The organism is Streptomyces sp. NBC_01334, assembly GCF_035983595.1.
Classification (GTDB): Bacteria; Actinomycetota; Actinomycetes; order Streptomycetales; family Streptomycetaceae; genus Streptomyces; species Streptomyces coriariae.
Window position 1 is genome coordinate 1,544,695 of the sequence record NZ_CP130718.1, and the last position, 22,715, is coordinate 1,567,409.

The window sequence follows — 22,715 nt, forward strand, 5'->3', positions numbered from 1 at the left end:
CCGCGGTCGCATCGCCAGGGGCCCGGTGGCACCCGGGGGAAATGCCTCCGCCGATCGGCCGGCAGCAGTGGGAGACGTCGAAACGCGTTTCCCACGCCATCGTGGTGCTTTCTCCCCTTCCGGTGGAAGGCGCGACCGCGAACCTTGCCGGTCCGTACAGGGAGAACGGCCCGGCCGCTCGCGCCAGGTTTCCCTCGGTCGGCGGACGTCGGGCTCCTGGCGCGGAGGTCCGGTCTTCCCGGGTGGCAGCATCGCCCTCCTGAACTCGTGGAAAACCTGTGCGATTTGGGGGCGGGCGAATGCCTCGGCAAGCAGTCGGCGAGACCGTGCGCGTGGCGATCCACGCACCCGCCCCCTTGGTCCGTGCCGGACTGGCCGGCTTCGTCGCACTGGACCCGCGTCTGCACGAACTGCCGCGGGCCAGGATCGGCGAGGCCGACGCCATCGTGGTCGCCGTGGACGTGGCGGACGCCTCCGCCCTGGACCTGCTCCACCGCCTGTGCGACAAGCCCGGCGCACGTTTCCTCGTGGTGGTGGGCAGGAAGTGGCGGGCCGACCTGTCGGCTGCGCGGCAGCGGGGCGTCCGCGCCGTGGTGTGGTGGGACTTCTGCAGCCCGGACGTCTTCGCCCGCTCGGTGCGCGCGGTGGCCGGCAGCGAGGAGACCCCGCTCCCTTCCCAGCTCACTCCCGGGCGTCCGGCACGCAACCCCGAGCGGGCGGAACACCACGTCGTCGCCTCCCGGGGCCGGGCCGAGCCCCGACTCGACGCTCGCGAGGTGGACGTGCTGCGCCTCATCGCCGAGGGAAAGCAGTGCGACGAGATCGCGCTCGAACTCTCCTACTCCGAACGCACGGTGCGATACATCCTCTACGGCGCGATGAAGCGGCTGCGCACGCGCAACCGCGCCCACGCCGTCTCCCACGCCATCCGGGCCGGGCTGATCTGAGCTGCCGGCGGCGGGAAATCTCGTCGACAGCGCGCCGCCCCACCCGGCACAGTGGCCGCTTGTGACGAGCAGCGAACTGTGGACCCGCGCGACCGCCGACCGCTACGACGCCGAGGAGGGCGAGATGTCCTCGGCCGCCGTCCTCGGACCGACCCTCGACTTCCTCGCCGAACTCGCCGGTGACGGCCGGGCGCTGGAATTCGCCATCGGAACCGGGCGCGTGGGTGTCCCGCTCCGGGAACGCGGCGTGCCCGTGGTGGGCGTCGAACTGTCCGAGCACATGGCGGCGGTCCTGCGGCGCAAGATCGACGAGGACACGCTCCCGGTCACCGTCGGGGACATGGCCACGACCGTCGTGCCCGGCGAGTTCGCCCTGGTGTATCTCGTCTACAACACCATCACGAACCTGCTCACGCAGGACGAGCAGGTCGAGTGTTTCCGCAACGCCGCGCGGCACCTGGCGCCCGGCGGCCGCTTCGTCATCGAGCTGGGGGTGCCGCCACTGCGGTTCCTGCCGCCCGGGCAGGTCGCGGTGCCTTTCGACGTCTCCGAGCGGCATCTCGGCTTCGACACCTTCGACCTGGTCGAACAGATCCTCGTCTCGCACCACTTCACCCGCGACGGCGACGACGGCAGCTACCGCCGCGGAGACTCCCGGCACCGGTACGCGTGGCCCGCGGAGCTCGACCTGATGGCACGGATCGCGGGACTCGGACTGGAACGGCGCGTCGCGGACTGGGACGGCGCACCGTTCACCCAGGACTCCACGAAGCACATCTCCGTGTGGCGCAAGCCGGCCTGACACGCCACCTTCCAGGCCGAACTCCCCCGACGCGCACGGCGACGTGGATCGGTGATTGGCTGTCCCCGTTTCCGACAGCCAGTCCACCCCAGGAGGACCCCGTCATGAGCAGTTCCTACGCACTCGAGTACAAGGTCGTCACCTTCCGCGAGTCACTGATCGGCGACGCGCTGGACAGCGACAAGCTGGAGAAGGTCCTCAACAAGCACGCCGAGGACGGCTGGGCCCTCAAGGCGATCACGTCCGCCGACGTCAAGGGCCGGATCGGGCCCGGCGCGGTCGAGGGCCTGCTCCTCACGCTGGAGCGTCCGCGCCGCTGACCCCGCGGTCCTGCCTACGGGTGCCGCTCCGCGGAAAGCCGTGGAGCGGCACCGGCCCGCCTCCGGATGCCTTCGGTGATCCCTCGGTGACACCCGTGGCCGACAAGTCCTCAATGGCACCGAAAGTCGCAAAGCTCCCTGTTGTATGGCTGTTGTATGGCTTCACGTGCAACCGGAGCGAGGGAACATGGCCAACGACACCACCGACGCACGTCCACCCGACGGGTTGAAGGCCGATGCGATCGGATTCGTCGACGCGCTCGTCATCGGGCTCAACGCCACCTCACCGGCGTATTCACTGGCGGCGGTCATCGGCCCGATCGTGGCGCTCGTGGGCATCTACGCCCCCGGCGTGCTGGTCGCCTCGTTCGTGCCGATGCTTCTGATCGCGTCGGCGTTCTACTACCTCAACAAGGTCGACCAGGACTGCGGCACCACCTTCTCGTGGGTCACCCGGGCCATGGGGCCGTGGGCGGGCTGGCTGGGCGGTTGGGCCATCACCATGACCGGGGTGCTGGTCGTCGGGTCACTGGCGGACGTCGCCGTGAGCTTCGCGCTGCTCGCCTTCGGCCTCGACAGCTGGGTCGACAACGACTTCGTACGCCAACTGCTCGCGGTGTTGCTGATCCTCGTGATGACCGCCGTGTGCGTCATCGGCACCGAGGTGTCCGCCAAGGTGCAGAACGTGCTCATCCTCGCCCAGGTCGTCTGTCTGCTCGCCTTCGTCGTCGTAGCGCTCTACCGCGTCTACGCGGGCACCAGCACCTTCGATTCCGTCGAACCGTCGTTCGGATGGCTCAACCCCTTCGGCGCCGGCGGCGCGACGCTGACCGGAGCCCTGCTGCTGGGCGTGTTCATCTACTGGGGCTGGGAGTCCGCGGTCAATCTCACCGAGGAGGTCGAGGACTCCGCCACCGCGCCCGGCAAGGCGGGCGTCTGGTCGACGGTCATCCTGCTGGTGACCTACGTGTCGGTCGGTTTCGCCGTCGTGGCCTACGCCGGAACGGCCTTCCTGGCCGAGAACGCCGACGAGGAGGAGTTCGTCTTCGCCCTGCTGGCCGGCCAGGTGATGGGCCGCTGGGACTGGGTCGTGCTGCTGGCGGTCTCCACCTCCGCGCTGGCGTCGACGCAGACGACGATCATCCCGGCGTCCCGTACGGCGCTGTCCATGGCACGCCGTCAGGCGCTGCCCGCCCACTTCGCCCACATCCACCCGCGGTTCCGCACGCCCGACGTGAGCACCTGGTGGGTCGCCGGCATCGCCATCGCCTGGTACCTCGTCCTCAACCAGATCAGCACCAACGCGCTCTTCGACTCGCTCACCGCGCTGTCGTTGCTGATCGCCTTCTACTACGCCCTCACCGGTGTGGCCTGCGCCGTCTACTACCGCCGCCATCTGACCGAGAGCGTCCGCCACTTCGTGCTCATCGGCTTCGGCCCGCTCGTCGGCGCCGGGCTGCTGGCGTGGCTCCTGGTGGAATCGGTCTCCGACATGTCCGACCCCGCGAACTCCTACACCGGCGCCTCGTGGCTCGGGGTCGGCCCGCCGCTCGTCATCGGCATCGGCATCGCCGTCACGGGTGTGGTGCTCATGGTGCTGTGGCGGCTGAAGGCACCCGCCTTCTGGTCGGAACGCGCGGGCGTGGCCGACCCCGATCTTGTCCACGGCGTCCCCGGCAAGGAGTCCTGAGATGGCGGTTGTCCTCGGATACGACGAATCCCCCGGAGCGGTACGCGCCCTGCGCATCGCGATCCAGACGGCGGCCGCGTTCCGTGAGCCGCTCGTGCTGGTCTACGGCGCCGCGGCCCCGGGGCCGGGGGGCGAGGAGTACCGGGCCCACCACGAAGCCGTGCGCGAGGCCGGACGCGTCGCCCTCGATCACGCCGTCGCGGCGGCCGAGGCGGCGGGCGTGCCCACGACTGTCGAGATCATCGACCAGAAGCCGGCGCAGGCGCTGATCGACGCCGCGTCACGCCACGGGGCGAGGTTCATCGTGGTGGGCAGCTGGGGCGAGAGCCCGATGCGCGGGGCGCTGCTGGGCTCGACCCCTCACAAGCTCCTGCACCTGTCTAGCATCCCGGTGCTCTGCGTCCCGACCGAGCAGTAGGCCGCCGCACCCACCGTCACGCCGGGCCGGGCCGAGCCCCTGCACCGGGTGTCACCTGCCCCAGATCCTCCGGTACGCCTCCCGGTACCCCGACGGGTCCCAGGTCGTGTCACCGGCGCTGTTGTCGGCCGTGGCGATGTGCACGGGGGCCGTGTACCCGCTGGCGGGACGGCCGGAGAAGGCGCGGTTGAACTCGTCGACGATCTGCCAGCCCTGCAGGGACAGCGGCTCGGGCACGGTGGCGGCCTGGTACTGCCCGCTGTTGATGCGCTGGAAGGCGGAGGGGTCGCCGTCGCCTGCGCCGATGTTGAAGGGCGGGCCCGAGCCTTCCTCCCCGGCCGCCCGGAAGGCGGGGGCGGCGTCCGCGAAGTACAGGTCGTTGATGGCGACGGAGTGGGTCCACCTGCTCCGGAACCGGGAGAGCAGGGAGGCGATCTCGCGCGGGGTGCGACTGCTCGCGTCCGGGATCGGGATGTTCTCGTAGGCGAGCAGCCGCACACCCGGACAGGTGGCGAGCTCCTTCCTGATCAGGTCGGACTTGTTCCTGGCGAAGGGAATCGAGGCATCGGTGATGAGCACGACCCCCGCGTGGCCGTTGGAGGTCGAGATGATCCAGCGCGCGCTGATTCCGGCCACGTCCTCGACGTCGGTGGTGACGTTGGTGAAGAGCTCGGGCCGCCGACTGGGGCCGGGAGCGGCGACCGCGTGCCAGCCGATGAGCGGGATGCCCGCCGCGTCGGCCCGCGCGACCTGTCGCGACGTCGCGTCGGGGTCGAACCCGCCGATGACGATGCCCGAGGGCTTGAGGGCCACGGCCTCGCTCATGGCCGCCTGGATACCGGTGGGGGTGCCTGCGCCGTCGATCACCCGGACGTCCCACCCGATGACCTGCGCGGCTTGCCTCACCCCGTTCGCGGCGCCGGCGACTCCGGGATTGGTCATGGTCTGGGCGACGTAGACGATGGTCTTGCCGGGCACCGCCGCGGGGCCGCTGGTCGGCCCGTTCCAGGGGATGTCGGTCTTCTCCGCCCGTGCGACGGTGGCCTGCGCCCTGGCCTGGACGGCAGGGCAGCCGCTCGGGCCGTCGGTGGATTCCTGCGGGCCGCCCGACGAGCCGCGTTCGCAGCCGGCCAGCAAGGTCGCCGTTGCCACCAGGACGCAGGCGGCGAGCCGGGCCTCGAAGGCGCCAGGGGTCGCTGTGCGGCTGCCGTACACGGGAGCTCCTCACGTGGGAACGAGCGGGAGGATGCGGCTGGGGGGCACGGAGGTGGTGCCCGCGGCGTGGTCAGGAAGCGGTGCCCGCTGTGCCGTCGTCGGGCGTCGAGGCCGGCGGCGGCCGAGGCGGCACGGCGGGCGTATCGCCGCCCGCGAAGGCGCCGGTGCGCATGCGGCGGCGGGCCGCGTAGCCGGCCAGGCCGACGGCGAGGAGCAGGGTGCCGCCGTAGAACAGCGGGACCGTCCAGAAGTCGGCGCCGAGCTGGCCGATGCCGGTGAGGCCGACGGCGAGGACGGCGACGGCGACCACGGTGCCGATGGCGTTGGGGCGGCCGGGTTTGATCGCGGTGGAGCCGAGGAGGGCGCCGACGAAGGCGGGCAGCAGGTAGTCGAGGCCGACGCTCGGATTGCCGATCTGCTGCTGGGCGGCGAGCAGCACACCGGCGAAGCCGACGATCAGCCCCGATGCGGTGAACGCGTAGACGGTGTACCTGCGGGTCGGGATGCCGACGAGGTCGGCCGCGCGCGGGTTCGAGCCGACGACGTACAGGTACCGGCCGAGCGGCAGTCGCTCCAGCACCGTCCAGAGGACGACCGCGAGGACGAGTACGTAGAAGGCGGGGACCGGAAGTCCGAGGAACGTGGAGTCGTAGACGTCCGTGAAGGCGGCCGGGAGGCCTTGGGGGCCGGGGACGATCCGGCCGCCGTCGGTGATCCAGCCGGTCACGGCGTACATCATGCTGCCGGTCCCGAGGGTGGCGATGAAGGAGTCGATCCGGCCGAACACGACGATGACACCGTTGAGGACACCCACGACCGCCCCTCCGACGATCACCGCGAGGCAGGCGAGCGGCCAGGGCCACCGCTCGTGGACGACGAGTTGCAGCACGGTGACGTGCGCCAGGCCGAGGCCGTAGCCGATGGAGAGGTCGAACGCGCCGGTCACGATGGGGACCATGGCGGCGAGCGCGAGGACGGCCGGGATCGACTGGTTGGACAGGATCGAGTCGACGGTGTCCAGCGTGGGGAAGGTGCGCGGCAGCGCGAGGGAGAAGACCAGGACGAGCAGGACGGTGAGGGCCAGGAGGCCGTACGCGCCGATGAGGTGCCCGGGGCCGTGCAGTCGCCCCGGTCGGCGCGGTCGTGGCCGGGGCGAGGAGGGGGAGGGCGGGGCGCTCATGGGTGCGTCCCGGCCCCTGGAGAGGGCACGGCCGAAGCCGCCCGGGTGAGTCCGGCGACCGTGAGGGCCGTACCGCTCAGCTCCGCCGTCACGGACCCGCGGACGAAGACCAGGGTGCGCCGGCACACGCCCGCCACCTCCTCGAAGTCGGTGGAGATGAGCAGGACCGCGAGGCCGTCGGCCAGCGCTTCGTCGAGCAGGCGGTGGAGCGCGGCCTTGGCGCCGACGTCCACGCTCGCGGTCGGCTCCTCGAGGATCAGCAGGCGCAGGCCCACCCGGAGCCACCGGCCGATCATGACCTTCTGCTGGTTTCCGCCGGACAGGGTGGCGATGGGGGCCTCGCTGTCACGGGGGCGTACCGCGAACCGTTCGATCAGGGTGACGGCCTCGGCGCGTTCGCGCCGAGGCTTGATCCAACGCAGCGCCGACAGGCCTCCCGCGCGGGGATTGGCCAGGAGGTTCTCCCGTACGGTCAGCTCGGCGAGGCAGCTCTCCCGCAGTCTGTCGCCGGGCACGAAGCCGACCCCGGTTCCGACGGCGTCGGCCACCGTGCGGGGTCGGTACGGCCGACCGTCGAGAAGGGCCCGCCCGCCGAGCAGGGGCCGTGAGCCCGCGAGGGCCCGGCCCAGGTCCATGTGGCCGGCGCCCGACAGGCCGACCAGTCCCAGGGCTTCCCCGGCCCTCAGTTCCAGGCTGACCGGTCCTGTGCCGACGGTCCTCACGCCGTCAAGGGTCAGGACGGCCGCCCCGTCGGCCGGTGCCTCGGAGGGGTGGTGCTCCGTCAGTTCCTCGCCGACGATGTCGTGCACCAGACGGGCGGGACTGTGGCCCGCCAGCGAGCCGTGACTGACGAGGCGGCCGTCACGCAGTACGGCGAACGTGTCGGCGACTTCGTACACCTCGTCCAGGCGGTGGCTCACGTAGAGGATGGCGTGCCCCCGGTCGCGCAGGGTGTGCAGGACGCGGAACAGCCGGGCACAGTCCGCGGCGGGGAGACGGGCGGTCGGCTCGTCGAGGACGATGAGCTTCGCGCGTGCCGCCAGGGCCCTGGCGATCGCGACCAGGGAACGCTCGGCCGGGGAGAGTCGGCCGGCCGGTGCGTCGGGGTCGAGATGTCCGGCGACGAGACGCAGGGTGTCCACGCAGCGCTCACGGGTCCGCCGCCAGGAGATCAGTCCGGCACGGCGCGGATATCCGGTGCTCAGGGCGATGTTCTCGGCGACCGTCATCCACTCCACGAGGCCCAGGTCCTGGTGGATGAACGACATGCTGCGGGAGGCCGCCCGACTCCCGAGCGGGTGGCCGTCCACCGTGATCTGCCCCGCGTCGGCACGGTGGACGCCGGCCAGCACCTTGATGAGTGTGGACTTTCCGGCACCGTTGGGCCCGAGGAGGGCGAGGACGCTGCCTGCGTGGACGTCGAGGTCGACCCCGGCAAGCGCGCGGGTCCCGCCGAACCGCTTGCCGAGCCCGCGGATCCGGACCAGGGGTTCGTCGAAGGGCGCAGCCGCTTCGGCGGACGTGTCGGGAGCGTCGTGCACGGACATCTCCGGGGGTCGGCCTGGCGATTTCTTCCCGACGTTCATCGGCATACTATCCGAGGAAATCGCATCATTTCAGACAATTCGGCCCGCCATGACTCCAACGGGTCAGTGGGCCGCTCCCGGAGCGCCGGGCTTCGTGCTCACGCCGCGTCGAGCCCGCATTCGGCCCAGATGACCTTGCCCTCCGGGAGGTAGCGCGTACCCCAGGCCTGGGACAGCTGTGCGACGAGGAACAGACCACGCCCGCCCTCGTCGGTGCTGGCCGCCCGGCGCAGGTGCGGGGCGGTGTTGCTGGCGTCGGAGACCTCGCAGATCAGGGTGCGGTCGTGCAGCAGCCGCACCCGGATGGGCCCGGATCCGTGGCGGATGGCGTTGGTGACCAGCTCGCTCAGTATCAGTTCCGCGGCGAAGGCGGCCTCGTCGAGTCCCCAGTCGGCCAGTCGCCTGAGGGCGGACGCACGCACTTCACCGACGAAGGCCGGGTCGGCGGGCAGTTCCCAGGTGGCGATCCGACCGGGGTCCAGGGCGTGGGTGCGGGCGACGAGCAGGGCGATGTCGTCGCACGGGTGGGCGGGCGCCACGGTGTCCAGGATCGCCTGGCAGGTCTCCTCGGGGGTGCGCTCCGTGTGGGCGAGGGTCCCGCGCAGCTCGTCCAGGACGACGTCGACGTCGCGGTGCCGGTCCTCGATGAGCCCGTCGGTGTAGAGGACCAGCTGACTGCCCTCGGGCAGGTCGATCTCGACCGCGTCGAAGGGCAGCCCCCCGAGGCCGAGCGGGGGCCCGGCCGGCAGGTCGGGGTACGACACCTTGCCGTCGGGGCGGACCAGAGCGGGCGGCGGGTGGCCGGCCCGGGCCAGCACGCACCGCTGCGAGGTCGGGTCGTAGATGGCGTACAGGCAGGTCGCGCCGATGATGCCGACCCCCTCGCCGTCGGGGTCCTCCCGGTCCAGGCGTCCCACGAGGTTGTCGAGGTGGGTGAGGACCTCGTCCGGGGGGAGGTCGAGTTCGGCGAAGCTGCGTGCGGCGGTGCGCAGCCGGCCCATCGTGGCGGCGGACAGCATGCCGTGGCCGACGACGTCGCCGACGATGAGGCCGACCCGGGTGCCGGAGAGGGGGATGACGTCGTACCAGTCCCCGCTCACGTCGGATTCGGCGGGCAGGTAACGATGGGCGACCTCGACGGCGTCCTGATCGGGCAGACCGTGCGGGAGCAGACGGCGCTGCAGGGCCAGGACCATGGTGCGCTCGTGGGTGTAGCGCCGGGCGTTGTCGATGGACAGGGCGGCGCGGGTGGCGAGTTCCTGGGCCAGCGAGCGGTCGTCGTCCCCGAAGGGGGCGGGATCCTGGGCGCGGTAGAAGCTGGCGATGCCCAGGACGACACCGCGGGCGACGAGCGGTACGACGATGAGGGAGTGGACGTCCGCCGGCAGCCGTTCGGTGTGCTCGGGGTCCTGGGCGAGCCAGCCCGCGGCGGCCTCCAGGTCCGGTTCCAGCACCGCCTCTCCGCCGGCCAGGCACCGCAGCCGGGACGTGGCCGGGCCGAAGTCCGTCCGCTTGCCGGCCGGAGTGAAGGGAAGGTCGTCACGGATGCCGTGGACCACCGCACGGCGCAGGTCGTCGAGGGGGTCGCTGGCTTCCTCGCCACGCAGTACGGCCTCGGACAGGTCGACGGTGACGAAGTCGGCCAGTCGCGGGACCGCCGTCTCGGCGAGCTCTTCGGCGGTTCGGCGCACGTCCAGGGTGGCGCCTATGCGGCCGCTGGCCTCGGAGAGCAGTTCCAGGCGGCGGCGCGCGGCAAGGGCGTACGCCCCCACGAACGGCTCCCCCACCAGCACGAGCCGTCTGGCCGAGGACGACGGTACGGGGTGATCGCCCGTGGCACCGTCGACGCCAGCGGCTCCAGCGGCTCCAGCGGCTCCAGCGGCTCCAGCGGCTCCAGCGGCTCCAGCGGCTCCAGCGGCTCCAGCGACCATGACGCCCTTGGCGCCCGCGGTGAGCCGGCCGGGCGCCGCGTCGGGAAGGTGCCCGGACGGCAGGGTGGCGGAGAGCCGCGCGGCCGGTGGACCGGCAGAGACGGCGGCGAGCTCGGCGGGGAAGCCCGGCACCTCGTCCACCTGGCGCGGGATGACCAGGAGCCCTTCCGGAGAGGGGTACGGGAGGACGGCCTCGACGGCGATGCCCTCCACCCCGGAGGCACTCGTCATGGGTCGGCTCACGAGCGTGATCCGCCGGCCGTCGGGCAGCGGCACGTCGACGGCGGCCCGCTGCGCGCGGGAGATCAGCTCGGCGGCCTTCTCCATGAGGGCCGCCCGGTCACGGGAGCTCAGCTCGGGGGCCAGTTCGTCCACCGCTACACCGCGGTGGAGGCCGACGGCGGCTTCGGCTCCGGCGGTCAGGTACGCCCGCAGCAGAGCGCGCTCCCGCCCGGAACTCTGCCCCAGCAGCCGCCGCTCCATGGCCCGCGCGGCTTTGCGTATCACGGCGCGCAGCGCCGGGTTCTCGGCGCCACGCGGATAGCCGAAGCACAGGACGCCCTCGATGCGCCCGCTGAGGGGGTCGCGGACGGGAAGCGCGACGCAGGCGCTCGCCTGGGAGCGCTCCGCGAAGTGCTCGGCCCCGTAGACCCGGATGAGCTGCCGCTCGGCCAGGGCGAGACCGATGCCGTTGGTGCCGGCGACCTGCTCGGCGAACACGAAGCCAGGGACTCTCTGGATCGCCGGGAGCCTTCTGGCCAGCGACGCCTCGCCGAACCGGCGCAGGAGGACCGTCCCGTGCGCATCGGCGACGGAGATGTTGATCTCGCTGCCGGAGAACCTGGCCTGCAGCCGGTCGAGCACCGGCACGGCCGCGCGGACGATCCGGCCGTCCGGATCGAAATCATCCAGGAAGGGAAGATCGGACTGGTCCGGCGAGAGGCCCAGGGTCCGGCAGCGCTGCCACGAGTCCAGGATCGACGTGCGCACGCCCTGCTCCACCGGCTCACCCTGCAGAAACCGCTCACGGGAGCGGGCGGGCCCCGTGCCGTCTGCAGCACGTCCCGCCGACCTCGGTTCCCCGCCGGACCGAACCACGCTTCGCCTCACCTGTGCCCGATTGGTCTCATTTCAGCAAAACAATCCGATATCGGTGAGGATACGGGCATCAGGAGCACTAGTCACGGTTCACGAGATCCCGCACGGGCGCGGTGACCGGGCGGGCCGCGCCCGCCCGCACAGGATCCGCGGCCACACGGTTCCGGGCGCCTCGGCCGGACGGGCCCGGCGACCCCCGCGCATCCGCCTCCGTTCACCCCTGCACAGCGAACTGGCTCCCGGTCTTCTCGCCGTCCTGCGTGACCGCGGCGGCCACGCAGCGGAAGACGCGCAGCCCCTTGTCCCATTCCGCCGCTGTCGGCGGGAGGATGTCGACGTTCCACTCGTCGGCGACCTCACGGCCACCATCGACCATGGACTCGGCCATGACCTGCTGCGAACACAGCGCCTTCACGTCGGGATGCCTGATCAGATCCCGCGCGTTGTTCGTCATGCCGTCCTCCGGCAGCGGGGCGATGGCGAAGGTCTCCCACACGTGCCTGGTCCGGCAGTCCGCGCGGCTGACGGTGATGATGCCCGAGATGTCCGTGATGCCGCTCCAGCACTCGGGGGTCGCGACACATCGGCCGCCCACGCCGTCGACGCCCGTCGCGGGGCAGTTCGCCGTCGCGGTCGCCACCCCTCCGAAGCCGGACACGCCCTTGCCCTCGGTCGTGGCAGCGGAGGAGGAGGCTGTCGACGGAGAGCCCTCGCCCCCGCGGTCCTGTCGGCCGTTCTGATACGTCACCACGGTGACCGACACGCTCACCGAGACGGCCACGGCGGCCAGTACGGCGATCAGCCGGGGGCGCCGCGACCCCTTCCGCCCGCCGTCGCGGTCGCCGTCACCGCCCGGGCCGACGGCCGCGGTCGTCCGGCCCGCGTCACGGACGGACGGCGGCGGAGGGGCGCCCCCGTACGGAAGAGCCGCATCCCGCGGCCGGGTGTACGAAGAGGGCGACGCATCCCGGCAGGACGGAGCGGTGGTGGTGCCGAACACCGGTCCGAAGCCGCCGGCACCTCCCGCGTCGACGGTGTCCGCATCATCGAGATCGACGGCGGCGAGAGCGTCCCGGAACGCGCCCGCGTCGGACAGTCGCCGGGCGGGGTCCGAGGCCACGGCGTGCCGAAGAACCGAGTTGAGGGCCGCCGGCACCCCGGGCAGGGCGGGGTACGGCCAGGTGTGCCGCACGATCAGTTCGGCGAGGCTGAGCTGGGTCCCGTCGTCCGGGTGGTGCGGCGGGCAGCCTCGCAGCAGGGCGTAGACGGTGGCGGCCAGCGAGTACACATCACCGGCCGGGGTGGGTTCCGCCATGTGAAAGGCCTCGGGCGGCGCGTACGCGGGGGTCAGCGCCTCCCGTGTCACGGACAGTTCCCGCCCCGGCCGGGGCATGGCGGCCAGCCCGAAGTCGGTGAGGGCCACACCGCCGTACCGGTTGACCATGACGTTGCCGGGCTTGATGTCACGGTGCAGCACCCCGGCCGCGTGAGCGGCCGCCACCGCGTCCGCGAGACCCACGCCGATCTCTCGCGCTTCCTTGAGCGGCAGGGGTCCCTGCCGGTGCAGCCGGTCGCCGAGCGAGCCGCCGGGGCACAACTCCAGGACCATGTAAGGGCGGTTGTCGGCAAGCACCCCGGCGTCGTACACCGGCACCACATGCGGATGCCCGGACAGCTGCCCGGCCGCGGTGACCTCACGCAGGAAACGCTGCCGATCGCGCGGTGTGGACAGCGTCCTGCTGTCCACCTTCAGCGCGACCTCCCTGCCCACGGCCAACTGCCTGGCCCGGTACACCGTGGCGAACCCACCCTGACCCAGAACCTCCTGGATCTCGTACCCGGGCAGTTCCATTCGTTCGAGCCCCACGTGCCGTACCCCCAGCGCACAGTCCCGGGCAGAACATCCGACCGAGGATGAGGCGAGACTCTAGCCCAGCGGAGGCCGCCACCCTCGATGCCCGGTGCGAATCGAACTTCTCCCACGGAGGCAACGGTCCTTCACTCCCCCGGCCCCCGGGTCCGGCCCTCGAGTCAGACCTCCGAGTCCGGCCTCCGGCTCGGCCACGGACCGCCCGAGCAGAACATCTCTCCCTGATCGGGACACATCACCCCAGGAAGCTCAGCCGCACCTGGCGGTCGGGGTTGTCCTTGTTGGTGTCCACCAGGCACACCGACTGCCATGTGCCCAGCTCCAGCCGTCCGTCGACGACCGGCAGGGTCGCGTGGGGCGGGACGAAGGCCGGGAGGACGTGGTCGCGGCCGTGGCCGGGGCTGCCGTGCCGGTGCTGCCAGCGGTCGTCGGCGGGGAGGAGGGTGTGCAGCGCGGCCAGGAGGTCGTCGTCGCTTCCGGCGCCCGTCTCGATGATCGCGATCCCGGCCGTGGCGTGCGGGACGAAGACGTTCAGAAGGCCGCCGCGCCCGGCGGCCACCTCGCGCAGGAACGCCTCGCAGTCCCCGGTCAGGTCGACGACCCTCTCCCGGGACCCTGAGGCGATGTGCAGAACTCGGGTGGTGAACGCATCTGACATACCCCCATCCTGACCCATTCGCCGGGTGCCCCGCCCGATCTCACAACCGAACCGGGAAGATCCACGCCGACCCTTCTGTTGGTGCAGGCGTGAACAGCTTGCGTGAGGTCGAGGTGGTCGTCATAGGCGCCGGCCAAGCGGGTCTGGCCGCCGCGTACCACCTGAGGCGCACCGGTTTCGAGCCGGAGCGCGACTTCGTGGTGCTCGACCACGCCCCCGCCGCCGGCGGTGCCTGGCAGTTCAGGTGGCCCTCGCTGACGTACGGCAAGGTGCACGGCATGCACGCGCTGCCCGGCATGGAACTGACGGGCGCGGACCCCGCCCGACCCTCGTCCGAGGTCGTCGCCGAGTACTTCGACGCCTACGAGCGCGCCTTCGACCTGCGCGTACGGCGCCCGGTCGGCGTGCGGGCGGTGCGTGAGGGCACCGGCGGGCGGCTGGTCGTCGAGACCTCGGACGGTACGTGGTCCACGCGGGCCCTGATCAACGCCACCGGCACCTGGGACCGGCCTTTCTGGCCGCGCTATCCCGGCCAGGAGACCTTCCGCGGCCGGCAGCTGCACACCGCGCGGTATCCGGGCCCCGAGGCGTTCGCCGGGCTGCGGGTGGTCGTGGTGGGCGGTGGCGCGTCCGGCACCCAGCACCTGCTGGAGATCGCTCCGTACGCGGCGCGGACCACGTGGGTCACGCGGCGGCCCCCGGTCTTCCGCGAGGGGCCCTTCGACGAGGGCGCGGGCCGCGCCGCCGTCGCGCTCGTGGAGGAGCGGGTGCGACAGGGGCTGCCGCCGAAGAGCGTGGTGTCCGTGACGGGACTGCCGCTCAACGACGCGATCCGGCAGGGGCTCGCCGACGGGGTGCTCGACCGGCTGCCCATGTTCGACCGGATCACTCCGGACGGCGTGGAGTGGGACGACGGGCGGCGGGTCGCCGCCGATGTCATCCTGTGGGCGACCGGCTTCCGGGCCGCCATCGACCATCTCGCGCCGCTGCGGCTGCGCGAGCCGGGCGGTGGGATCCGGGTCGAGGGCACGCGCGCCCTCGCCGATCCCCGCGTCCACCTCGTCGGCTACGGGCCGTCGGCCAGCACCATCGGCGCCAACCGCGCCGGCCGCGCGGCCGTACGGGACATCCGGCGGCTCCTCACGGAGGACCCGGTCGCCGCCTGACGCCCCGCCAGGTCACCCGGCCGCCGCCGACTGGCTCTTCGGGCTCCGGCCGCTCGGACGCGGGCTCGCCGGGCTCTGCTGGTTCCGGTTGAACTCGGCGACGTTGCGCTGGTGTTCCGCGTAGCTCGCCGTGAAGCGTGTGTCGCCCGGTTTGACCGTGACGAAGTACAGCCAGTCGCCCGGGGTGGGGCTGACGGCCGCGCGCATCGCCTCCTCGCCGGGGTTGTCGATCGGCGTCGGCGGCAGGCCCATGCGCTGGTAGGAGTTGTAGGGGCTCTCGACACGGGTGTCGGTCTCCGTCGTCCTCAGCGTGAAGCGGTTCAGCGCGTAGTTGATGGTGGAGTCCATCTGCAGCGGCATCCCGCGCTCCAGGCGGTTGAACACGACCCGGGCCACCTTGCCCATGTCCGCCTTGGTGGCGGCCTCGGCCTGCACGAGGCTGGCGATGGTGACCGCCTGATAGACGTTCATGGCGTTGCGCTGGGCGCCGGCCGCCGTCGGCGCCGCGTTGAACCTCTTGTTCGCGGTGTCGACCATGTAGGAGAGCAGCGTCTGCGGCGTCGCCTTCTTGTCCAGCGGATACGTCGCCGGGAAGAGGTAGCCCTCCGGGTTGCCCTCGGCGTCGTTCGGCAGCTTCAGCCCGGCCTTCGGCAACATCTTCCTGGTGGTGCCGGCCGGCAGGGCGAGCGCCTTGTCGACGGCCTCGTAGACCTGGCTCGCGCGCCACCCCTCCGGGATGACCAGGGTCGCCGGCTTCGGCTTCTCCTTCGGACTCTCCAGGCTCAGCAGCGGCACCGCCACGGCGGTGCCGGCCACGACGGCTCCGGTCGCGATGAGGACGAGACGGCCCCGGCGCGTCAGTCGAATCGTGCTCCGTGGCGGAGTGTTCATCTGCATGCGGGCACGGTAACCCTCATATCGTCACAAACCCGGCATAACTTGCCATACTTTCATCTTGTCGGCTCCAGACGGGCGTCCCGTCGCACCAGGGCCGCGTACCGCCCGTCCCGCTCCAACAGCTCCTCGTGCGTGCCCCGTTCGGCCACCTGACCGGAGTCGAGGACCACGATCTGGTCGGCACCCCGAATGGTGGACAGCCGATGGGCGATGGTGAGCGTGGTGCGATCGGCCGACAGCGCGTCGATGGCCTCCTGGACGGCCTGCTCCGTACGGGTGTCGAGGGCGCTGGTCGCCTCGTCGAGGATCAGCACCGGCGGGTCGCGCAGGATGGTGCGGGCGATGGCCAGCCGCTGCTTCTCCCCACCGGAGAACCGGTGGCCGCGCTCACCGACGACCGTGTCGTAGCCGTCGGGCAGGGCGGCGATGTGGTCGTGGATCTGCGCCGCCCGGGCGGCCGCGTGCAGCTCCTCGTCGGTGGCGTCGGGCTTGGCGAAGCGCAGGTTGTCGGCGACCGTGGCGTGGAAGAGGTACGTCTCCTGCGAGACGACTCCGACCGCGCGCGCGAGGGTGTCGAAGTCGAGGTCACGGACGTCGACGCCGTCGAGGGTGACCCGGCCGCCCGTCACGTCGTACAGGCGCGGCACCAGATAGCCCAGCGTGGACTTGCCGGCGCCGGTCGGGCCGACCACCGCGAGGCTGCCGCCGGCGGGAACGTCGATGTCGATGCCGTCGAGGACGGGCCCGCCCTTGTCGTCGTACCGGAAGGAGACGTCCTCGAAGCGGACCTCGCCCTTGATCTGGTCGAGACGGACCGCATCGTCCTGCTCGGTGATGTCGATGGGCAGGTCGAGGTACTCGAAGATGCGCTGGAAGAGCGCGAGGGAGGTCTGGATCTGCACGCCGGTCGACAGGAGGCTGACGGCCGGGCGGAACAGGCCCTGCTGGAGCGAGACGAAGGCGACGATCGTGCCGAGGGAGACACCGGGGCCGCCGACCCGCAGGGCCAGGCCCGCGGTCCAGTAGATGAACGCCGGCATGGCGGACATGACGATCCCGATCACGGCCATGCGCCAGCGCCCGGCCATGTTCGACCGCACCTCGAGGTCGACCAGCTGCTCGGACTCGTCGGCGAAGGACCGCGTGAGGGAGTCGGAGCGGCCCATGGTGCGGCCGAGCAGGATGCCGCTGACCGACAGCGACTCGGTGACCGTGGCGGCCATCGCGGCCATCTGCTTCTGCCGCTGGGTGGTGATCTTCTTGCGTTCGTTGCCGACGCGACGGCTGATCCACACGAACACCGGCAGCAGGAGCAGCGAGACGACGGTCAGCCGCCAGTCGAGGGCGACCATCGCGATGATGGTGGCGACCACGCTGGTGAAGTTGGAGACCAGGGAGGTGGCGGTGGAGGTGACGGTGGCCTGCATGCCGCCGATGTCGTTGGCGATGCGGGACTGCACCTCGCCGGTACGCGTGCGTGTGAAGAAGGCGAGGGACATCCGCTGGAGGCGGTCGTAGACGGCCGTCCGCAGGTCGTGCATGACGCGCTGGCCGACGGTCGTGGAGATCAGGGTCTGAAGGACGCCGAAGACACCGCCCAGGACGGCACTGAGGATCATGCCGAGGGCGAGCAGGCTCAGCAGGCCCGTGCGCCCCTCGGGAATGGCGACGTCCAGCGTCTCCTTCAGCAGGAACGGGGTGGCCACGGCGACCAGCGAGGCGGCTGCGACCAGCAGGCCGACGACCGCGAGCCGGGCACGGTAGGGCTTGAAGAGGGTGAGGATGCGGCGCACCTGCCGGGGCTGTTCGGTCGAGGTGCCGGGCGAGGGGGTCCAGTCGATGTGGTCGCGGGGCATGGCTCCTACGGAGGGTGAGACGATGAGGACTGACGGAGCATAGCTCATTGTTACCTATACTCACAATGAACGGCGTCCTGATATTGTTCCCGTATGACCACCCCCGATTCCGACAGTCTGCTCGCGGAGCAGCTGCTGCGGCTCACGCGCCGGGTGCACCGCATCCAGAAGCATCATCTGGAGCGGAGCGGGCTCGGCGTCACCCCGGCCCAGGCCCGGTTGTTGCGCACACTGGCGCACTGCGACTCGCCGCCGCGCATGGCCGACCTCGCCGAGCGGCTCGAGGTGGTGCCCCGGGCCATCACGACCCTGGTCGACGGGCTGGAGGGGAGCGGCAAGGTGCGGCGGGTGCCGGACCCCACCAACCGGCGGGTGATCCGGATCGAGCTCACGGAGGACGGCCGCAAGGCCCTGCGGCAGCTGCGGGGGGCACGGATGTCCGCCGCGGAGGAGATCCTCGATCCGCTGACGGAGCTCGAACGCCAGGTGCTGAGCGGGTTGCTGGACGCACTGGTGGACGGGAACCCTGAACGGGGACCGGAACACGGACACGGACACGGACATGGCCAGGGGCAAGGACGGGGGCAGGGAGGCACTTGCTGAGCCTCGTGAGAACGGGCCGCGGCCGCCCCTCCGTACTGCTGGAGGGGCGGCCGCGGCCCGTTGACACGTCGACGCCGTCCGGTCAACCGGTCTCGGGGGCGGTCGCCTTGGCGGGTCCGGAGCCGGACCCGGACCCGGACCCGGCGGAGACGACCACCGGAACCCCGGCCGCCGCTTCCGAACTCTCCGGACTCGCCGAAGCAGCCGGACCGGCCGAACCCTCCGACTGCCCGGTACCTTCCGGACGACCGGAGCCCTCCGGACGCTCGGACCCCACCGGCTTCGCGGGGCCGTCCGGCTCCTCGTCCGGCATGACGACGGTCTCGCCGTCCAGGACCCTCCTGGCCCGCTCCAGGTCCAGCGCGCCCTCCCAGCGGGAGACGGCGAAGACCGCCACACAGTTGCCGAGGAGGTTGGTGACGACGCGCATCGAGTCCATGATGCGATCGACGCCCAGCAGCAGGGCGACGGCGCCGGCGGGGATGGCCCCCAGCGAGGAGGCGGTCGCGGACAGGGCGAGGAAGGCCGAGCCGGGGATGCCGGCCATGCCCTTGCTGGTGAGCATGAGCACCAGGATCACGGTGATCTGCTGACCCAGGCTGAGGTCCACACCCACCGCCTGGGCGATGAACAGGGTGCCGATGGACAGGTAGAGCGAGGCACCGTCGAGGTTGAAGGAGTAGCCGGTGGGCAGCACCAGGCCCACGGCGTCGTCGCGCGCGCCGGCCTTGCGCAGCTTCTGCATCACGCGCGGCATGACGGACTCGGTGGAGGCGGTGCCGAGCGCGAGGAGCATCTCCTCACGGATGTAACGCAGGAACTTCCACAGACTCAGGCCGGTGACCAGCCGCAGGGCGACGGCGAGCAGCGTGATGAACAGGGCGGCGGCCACGTAGCACAGGACGATCAGCTTGCCGTAGGTCTCGATGACGCCCAGGCCGTAGTTGCCGATCAGGACGGCCATCGCGCCGAACACCGCGATCGGCGCCAGTCGCATGACGAAGCCCACGATCGCGAAGATGATCTCCTGAGCCTGCTCGACGGCCGGCAGGACCTTCGGCACCTTGGTGTGGCCGAGGTGCAGCAGCGCGGCGCCCACCAGACAGGCCAGGATGAGCACTTGGAGCAGCGAGTTCTCCGCGAAGGCGCCGATGAAACTGGTGGGCAGCGCGTTCACGACGAACTCGGTCGTCGAGGGCAGCGAACCGCCGCCCGTCTTCGCGTCGACCGCCGAGGTGTCCAGCGTGGAGGGGTCGACGTTCATTCCCGAGCCGGGCTGGACGATGTTGGCGGCGAGCAGCCCGATGACCAGGGCGAGCGTGCTCGCGACCTCGAACCAGATCAGGGCCTTGAGACCGATCCGGCCGAAGGCCTTCAGGTCACCGGCCTTGGCGATGCCGACGACGACCACACAGAACACCAGGGGCGAGATGATCGTCTTGATGAGCCGGGTGAAACCGTCGCCGAGCGGTTGGAGATCCGTGGCCACGTCGGGCCACAGCTTTCCGACGACGATTCCGAGGACGAGCGCGCAGGCGACCTGCGCGAAGAGTGAGGTACGCAGTATGCGTGCGACGCGTCGCGGCAGGGACGGGACGGACGGCGGCACGGGCACTCCTTGGGGGGATGGCGGCACCCGGAAGCCCTGACGGGGAAGGACAGGACTTCTGCGATGCGGAAAGCGGCTTCCGTAGCGATCACTGTGAAGGTGCCGTTGATCGCGCACGAGACCTGCGCGTTTCCGCTGTGTAAATCCCGGCCCGGGTGACGCGTCGCACGCGTTCCGGCTCAGCAGCCTCCGTGATCCCCGGTCAGCACCCCCTGCCTCGTGGTCAGTCGCCGGTCGTAGCAGCCGCCCGAGCCGTACAGCCGGTAGCGCTCGCTCGTCGTGCCGACGGCTTGGCGCTGGTCCCGGGGCACGTTGACGGTGAAGGTGGCATCACCCGTGTATGTGTCGTCGAGCCGTGACCACGACGTGCGTCGGCCGTTCCGGGTCGTCACGGAGTCGGCCCGGTCGCCGAGGGTCAGCACGGTGCGGAGCCGGTCGTCCGCGCCGAGAGTGGTGGTGCCGTTCATCGTGTAGGTCCGGTGGGTGCGCGTCGTACGGGCCGGTCCGCGGCCGTCGACGGTGACCGACTCCTCGTCCGTCCAGGTGGCGGCGAGACCGTCCACGGTCTCGCCGTCGGTCCAGCGATGCGCGGAGGTGTTCGCGAGGGCGCGGGTCACGGTGGTCCGCACGCGTCCGTGCGAGGTGTCGAGGTACCCGGCGACGGTCAGCCGGTGACCGCCCTCGGTGTCGACGCGGTGCTCCGTGCCGGGCGTGTAGGTGGCGGAGTCGGTGAGTTCACCCGGTTCGTGACTCAGGAGCCCGCCGCCCACGACGCTCTTCCCCGGGTCCTGCCAGACAAGCACGTTGACGGGTGTGCTCCAACCGCTCTGCCCCGCGGACACGCCGACGACGGACACCTCCACGCGGTGCGGACGACCGTCGTTGAGGATCCCGGCGAAGGGGGTCAGGTCGTATTCGATCGGCTTGATGTCGAAGGCCCGGGGGCCCGGAACCACGTACCAGAGGAAGGGGTTGGACCAACCGCCGGTCCAGACGGTCGGGAAGGGGGCGGCGATTCCGGCGGGTTGTCCGTCGACCTCGACCTGCACCTCCCGATAGGGCCCCTCGTCCGACCGGCAGGAGTACGGCGCGGTCGCGGGCACGGTGAGATACCAGTACTCCTCGCACCCGCCGCCTGAGCCGGTGGCGTACACCTCGGCGACGACGCGCTCGCTGTTGCGGGGCGTGGTGAGGGTCGTGCCGCCCGGACCGTCGGCCAGGGTGAGGACCCGATCGGGGGCGGTGGCGGCCGGCCTCCCCTCGTAGAAGGTGAGCGTCACCTTGACGTCGATCACGCCCGTGTAGGTGTCGTCGACGACGTTGCCGATGAGCATCTCCACGTCCCGGGCGGAGCGGAACGTGTCGGCGTAGCGGGTGACGTCCTTCTCGACGGACCACTCGATCCCGTCGGGCGACGGCTCGGGCGTCGAGGTACGGAAGATCTCCACGCCTCCGACGTGCAGATAGCCGAGCCGGTCGAACTGCCGCCCCTTGACCTTGCCGTCGAGGCGCAGCACCACCTTGCTCCAGCGGTCGCCGCAGCCGTCCGGCGGGGTGTACGAGCCCCGGTACGGCGTGAAGTCGCGGAACTGCGCCTCGGCGAGGGTGACTCGGCAGCTCTTGCCATGAGGCCTGGTCACGGGCGGGGCGGCGGTGAGGGGGTCGTGCCAGTCGGTGCCGAACTCGGCGGGGACCTCGACCGACGCGGACGCTGACGCCGACTCGGACGCTGACCCAGACGCGGACGCGGACGACGAGGACGCGGACGACAAGGACAGGGAGGCGTCCGCTCGCGCCGTGCCGCTCCCCAGGACGGTGCTCCCCAGGAGGATCACTCCGGTGAGCATGGACATGATAATCCGGCTTCTCATGGCCGGTGTTCTACGGGGAGTCGACCGTTCCCCGCAATGACGCCTCCGCCACGAGAGCTAGGCCTGCAGAGCGCCCCTGTCCCCCATGACCACCACAGGATGCCGATCCGGGTCGAGGGTGCGCAGCAGGTGTTCCATCGCCGCCCGGGACAGGCTGACGCAGGCCGACGTACCGCTGCCGTGGTCCATGTGCAGCCAGATCCCCCCACCCTTCTCCTCCCCCTCCGGCCGCGTCGGGTCGTCGGGCGGGGCACCCTTGACCCGGTTGTAGTCGATGGCGATGACGTAGTCGAAGTCGTGCCAGTGCGACCGCGCCCACCAGCGCGGCGCCGCGAAGGAGGCGGACCGCGTGTACGGCAGCCTGGTGCCGGGATCGGCCAGGACACCGCCCGCGTCGGTGAGCGTGAACACGCCGACCGGACTGCGGTTGTCGCCTGCGCGGTGCTCGGCGGTCCAGCCCTTCTTGCCGTTGTGCCCCCGCCAGCTCCGGACGCGCTCCCAGGACGGTCCCCTTCTGGCGTAGAGCACGACGGTGGCGTCCGCGGAGTCCTTCCCGTCGCCGTACACCGCCACAACCTGGCGGGAAACAGCGGGGATCCGCCGTTGCAGCCGGTCACCGACCCCCGGGACGCCGGTCGTCCCGGCGGCGCCCGGCGAGGTCCCGCCTCTCCTGCCGGCCGCCCCCGACGTACCGTCACTCCCCTGTTGCACGGCCCCACCACCGCACGCGGACAAGGCCGCGAGCAGCAGGCCGCAGATCACCGGCGCGGCCCCCGCGCGCCGCGCATAGCCATGTCGCATCGGCCCATGCTCGCACCACTTTCCGGGCGCCAGCGGCAGGTTCCGGACATCCGGGCCGTGTCGGACAGCTGTCGGATCCGGCCGCCGCCAAGGAAAACCGGTTGATTTTGACCACGCTGCGACGCGAACCTTGCACGGTTTGTTGCCGCTCCCCGCGGACCTTCCCGCTCGTCCGTCCGCGCCTCCCCCCTCCCCGT

Annotated in this window: 18 protein-coding genes; 7 read left to right on the top strand and 11 right to left on the bottom strand. The window is 71.4% G+C overall.

What is annotated here, in order from left to right:
• Positions 1 to 299: 299 nt before the first annotated feature.
• The 5 genes from OG736_RS07010 to OG736_RS07030 all read left to right on the top strand — a co-directional run bounded on the left by OG736_RS07010 (position 300) and on the right by OG736_RS07030 (position 4,177).
• Positions 300 to 947: a helix-turn-helix transcriptional regulator gene (locus OG736_RS07010; RefSeq protein ID WP_327181664.1), complete on the top strand. Its 648-nt coding sequence runs from the start codon at positions 300 to 302 to the stop codon at positions 945 to 947.
• A 61-nt stretch (positions 948 to 1,008) separates the two neighbouring features.
• Positions 1,009 to 1,749, top strand: a complete 741-nt coding sequence (locus OG736_RS07015; protein ID WP_327181665.1) for a class I SAM-dependent DNA methyltransferase — start codon at positions 1,009 to 1,011, stop codon at positions 1,747 to 1,749.
• A gap of 104 nt (positions 1,750 to 1,853) precedes the next feature.
• Positions 1,854 to 2,069: a DUF4177 domain-containing protein gene (locus OG736_RS07020; RefSeq protein ID WP_054240582.1), complete on the top strand. Its 216-nt coding sequence runs from the start codon at positions 1,854 to 1,856 to the stop codon at positions 2,067 to 2,069.
• Between the two features lie 187 nt (positions 2,070 to 2,256).
• On the top strand, positions 2,257 to 3,759 hold the full coding sequence (locus OG736_RS07025; protein ID WP_327181666.1) for an APC family permease: 1,503 nt from the start codon (positions 2,257 to 2,259) through the stop codon (positions 3,757 to 3,759).
• 1 nt (position 3,760) lies between these two features.
• Positions 3,761 to 4,177, top strand: coding sequence for a universal stress protein (locus OG736_RS07030; protein ID WP_327181667.1), 417 nt, complete (start codon positions 3,761 to 3,763; stop codon positions 4,175 to 4,177).
• Positions 4,178 to 4,228: 51 nt separating this feature from the next.
• Here the strand turns inward: OG736_RS07030 and OG736_RS07035 are convergent, their stop codons facing one another.
• The 6 genes from OG736_RS07035 to OG736_RS07060 all read right to left on the bottom strand — a co-directional run bounded on the left by OG736_RS07035 (position 4,229) and on the right by OG736_RS07060 (position 13,715).
• On the bottom strand, positions 4,229 to 5,392 hold the full coding sequence (locus tag OG736_RS07035; protein ID WP_327181668.1) for a substrate-binding domain-containing protein: 1,164 nt from the start codon (positions 5,390 to 5,392) through the stop codon (positions 4,229 to 4,231).
• A 70-nt stretch (positions 5,393 to 5,462) separates the two neighbouring features.
• On the bottom strand, positions 5,463 to 6,572 hold the full coding sequence (locus tag OG736_RS07040) for an ABC transporter permease (RefSeq protein ID WP_327181669.1): 1,110 nt from the start codon (positions 6,570 to 6,572) through the stop codon (positions 5,463 to 5,465).
• Entirely contained in the window at positions 6,569 to 8,113 is a 1,545-nt protein-coding gene (locus OG736_RS07045; RefSeq protein ID WP_327181670.1) for a sugar ABC transporter ATP-binding protein, read from the bottom strand. Before OG736_RS07045 ends, OG736_RS07040 begins: the two co-directional genes overlap by 4 nt.
• A 143-nt stretch (positions 8,114 to 8,256) precedes the next feature.
• A complete protein-coding gene (locus tag OG736_RS07050) occupies positions 8,257 to 11,187 on the bottom strand; it encodes a SpoIIE family protein phosphatase (protein WP_327181671.1) in 2,931 nt (976 codons plus the stop codon).
• A 214-nt stretch (positions 11,188 to 11,401) separates the two neighbouring features.
• Entirely contained in the window at positions 11,402 to 13,054 is a 1,653-nt protein-coding gene (locus OG736_RS07055; protein WP_327181672.1) for a serine/threonine-protein kinase, read from the bottom strand.
• A 238-nt stretch (positions 13,055 to 13,292) separates the two neighbouring features.
• Positions 13,293 to 13,715, bottom strand: coding sequence for a secondary thiamine-phosphate synthase enzyme YjbQ (locus tag OG736_RS07060; protein ID WP_327181673.1), 423 nt, complete (start codon positions 13,713 to 13,715; stop codon positions 13,293 to 13,295).
• 89 nt (positions 13,716 to 13,804) lie between these two features.
• Between OG736_RS07060 and OG736_RS07065 the strand changes: the two genes are divergently transcribed.
• On the top strand, positions 13,805 to 14,881 hold the full coding sequence (locus tag OG736_RS07065; protein WP_327181674.1) for an NAD(P)-binding domain-containing protein: 1,077 nt from the start codon (positions 13,805 to 13,807) through the stop codon (positions 14,879 to 14,881).
• Between the two features lie 12 nt (positions 14,882 to 14,893).
• Here OG736_RS07065 and mltG read toward each other — a convergent pair whose 3' ends face one another.
• Positions 14,894 to 15,778, bottom strand: coding sequence for an endolytic transglycosylase MltG (gene mltG, locus OG736_RS07070; protein ID WP_327181675.1), 885 nt, complete (start codon positions 15,776 to 15,778; stop codon positions 14,894 to 14,896).
• A gap of 53 nt (positions 15,779 to 15,831) precedes the next feature.
• Positions 15,832 to 17,634 carry an ABC transporter ATP-binding protein gene (locus tag OG736_RS07075; protein WP_327181676.1) on the bottom strand — a complete coding sequence of 601 codons (1,803 nt, stop codon included), beginning with the start codon at positions 17,632 to 17,634 and terminating at the stop codon, positions 15,832 to 15,834.
• Between the two features lie 93 nt (positions 17,635 to 17,727).
• Between OG736_RS07075 and OG736_RS07080 the strand changes: the two genes are divergently transcribed.
• Positions 17,728 to 18,237 carry a MarR family winged helix-turn-helix transcriptional regulator gene (locus OG736_RS07080; RefSeq protein ID WP_327181677.1) on the top strand — a complete coding sequence of 170 codons (510 nt, stop codon included), beginning with the start codon at positions 17,728 to 17,730 and terminating at the stop codon, positions 18,235 to 18,237.
• 82 nt (positions 18,238 to 18,319) lie between these two features.
• Here the strand turns inward: OG736_RS07080 and OG736_RS07085 are convergent, their stop codons facing one another.
• From OG736_RS07085 to OG736_RS07095, 3 genes are all read right to left on the bottom strand, one after another.
• On the bottom strand, positions 18,320 to 19,846 hold the full coding sequence (locus OG736_RS07085; protein WP_327181678.1) for a cation:dicarboxylate symporter family transporter: 1,527 nt from the start codon (positions 19,844 to 19,846) through the stop codon (positions 18,320 to 18,322).
• Positions 19,847 to 20,025: 179 nt separating this feature from the next.
• The gene (locus OG736_RS07090) at positions 20,026 to 21,717 is read right to left on the bottom strand and encodes a peptide-N4-asparagine amidase (RefSeq protein ID WP_327181679.1); all 1,692 of its coding nucleotides are present in this window, start codon (positions 21,715 to 21,717) and stop codon (positions 20,026 to 20,028) included.
• 57 nt (positions 21,718 to 21,774) lie between these two features.
• On the bottom strand, positions 21,775 to 22,518 hold the full coding sequence (locus OG736_RS07095; RefSeq protein WP_327181680.1) for a L,D-transpeptidase family protein: 744 nt from the start codon (positions 22,516 to 22,518) through the stop codon (positions 21,775 to 21,777).
• Between the last annotated feature and the right edge of the window lie 197 nt (positions 22,519 to 22,715).

What these genes read in the sequence shown, in the direction of transcription:
- OG736_RS07010 (WP_327181664.1), top strand. Translation starts at nt 300, where the DNA reads ATGCCTCGGCAAGCAGTCGGCGAGACCGTGCGCGTGGCGATCCACGCA.
- OG736_RS07020 (WP_054240582.1), top strand. Translation starts at nt 1,854, where the DNA reads ATGAGCAGTTCCTACGCACTCGAGTACAAGGTCGTCACCTTCCGCGAG.
- OG736_RS07025 (WP_327181666.1), top strand. Translation starts at nt 2,257, where the DNA reads ATGGCCAACGACACCACCGACGCACGTCCACCCGACGGGTTGAAGGCC.
- OG736_RS07030 (WP_327181667.1), top strand. Translation starts at nt 3,761, where the DNA reads ATGGCGGTTGTCCTCGGATACGACGAATCCCCCGGAGCGGTACGCGCC.
- OG736_RS07040 (WP_327181669.1), bottom strand. Translation starts at nt 6,572, where the DNA reads ATGAGCGCCCCGCCCTCCCCCTCCTCGCCCCGGCCACGACCGCGCCGA.
- OG736_RS07060 (WP_327181673.1), bottom strand. Translation starts at nt 13,715, where the DNA reads ATGTCAGATGCGTTCACCACCCGAGTTCTGCACATCGCCTCAGGGTCC.
- mltG (WP_327181675.1), bottom strand. Translation starts at nt 15,778, where the DNA reads ATGCAGATGAACACTCCGCCACGGAGCACGATTCGACTGACGCGCCGG.
- OG736_RS07075 (WP_327181676.1), bottom strand. Translation starts at nt 17,634, where the DNA reads ATGCCCCGCGACCACATCGACTGGACCCCCTCGCCCGGCACCTCGACC.
- OG736_RS07080 (WP_327181677.1), top strand. Translation starts at nt 17,728, where the DNA reads ATGACCACCCCCGATTCCGACAGTCTGCTCGCGGAGCAGCTGCTGCGG.
- OG736_RS07090 (WP_327181679.1), bottom strand. Translation starts at nt 21,717, where the DNA reads ATGAGAAGCCGGATTATCATGTCCATGCTCACCGGAGTGATCCTCCTG.
- OG736_RS07095 (WP_327181680.1), bottom strand. Translation starts at nt 22,518, where the DNA reads ATGCGACATGGCTATGCGCGGCGCGCGGGGGCCGCGCCGGTGATCTGC.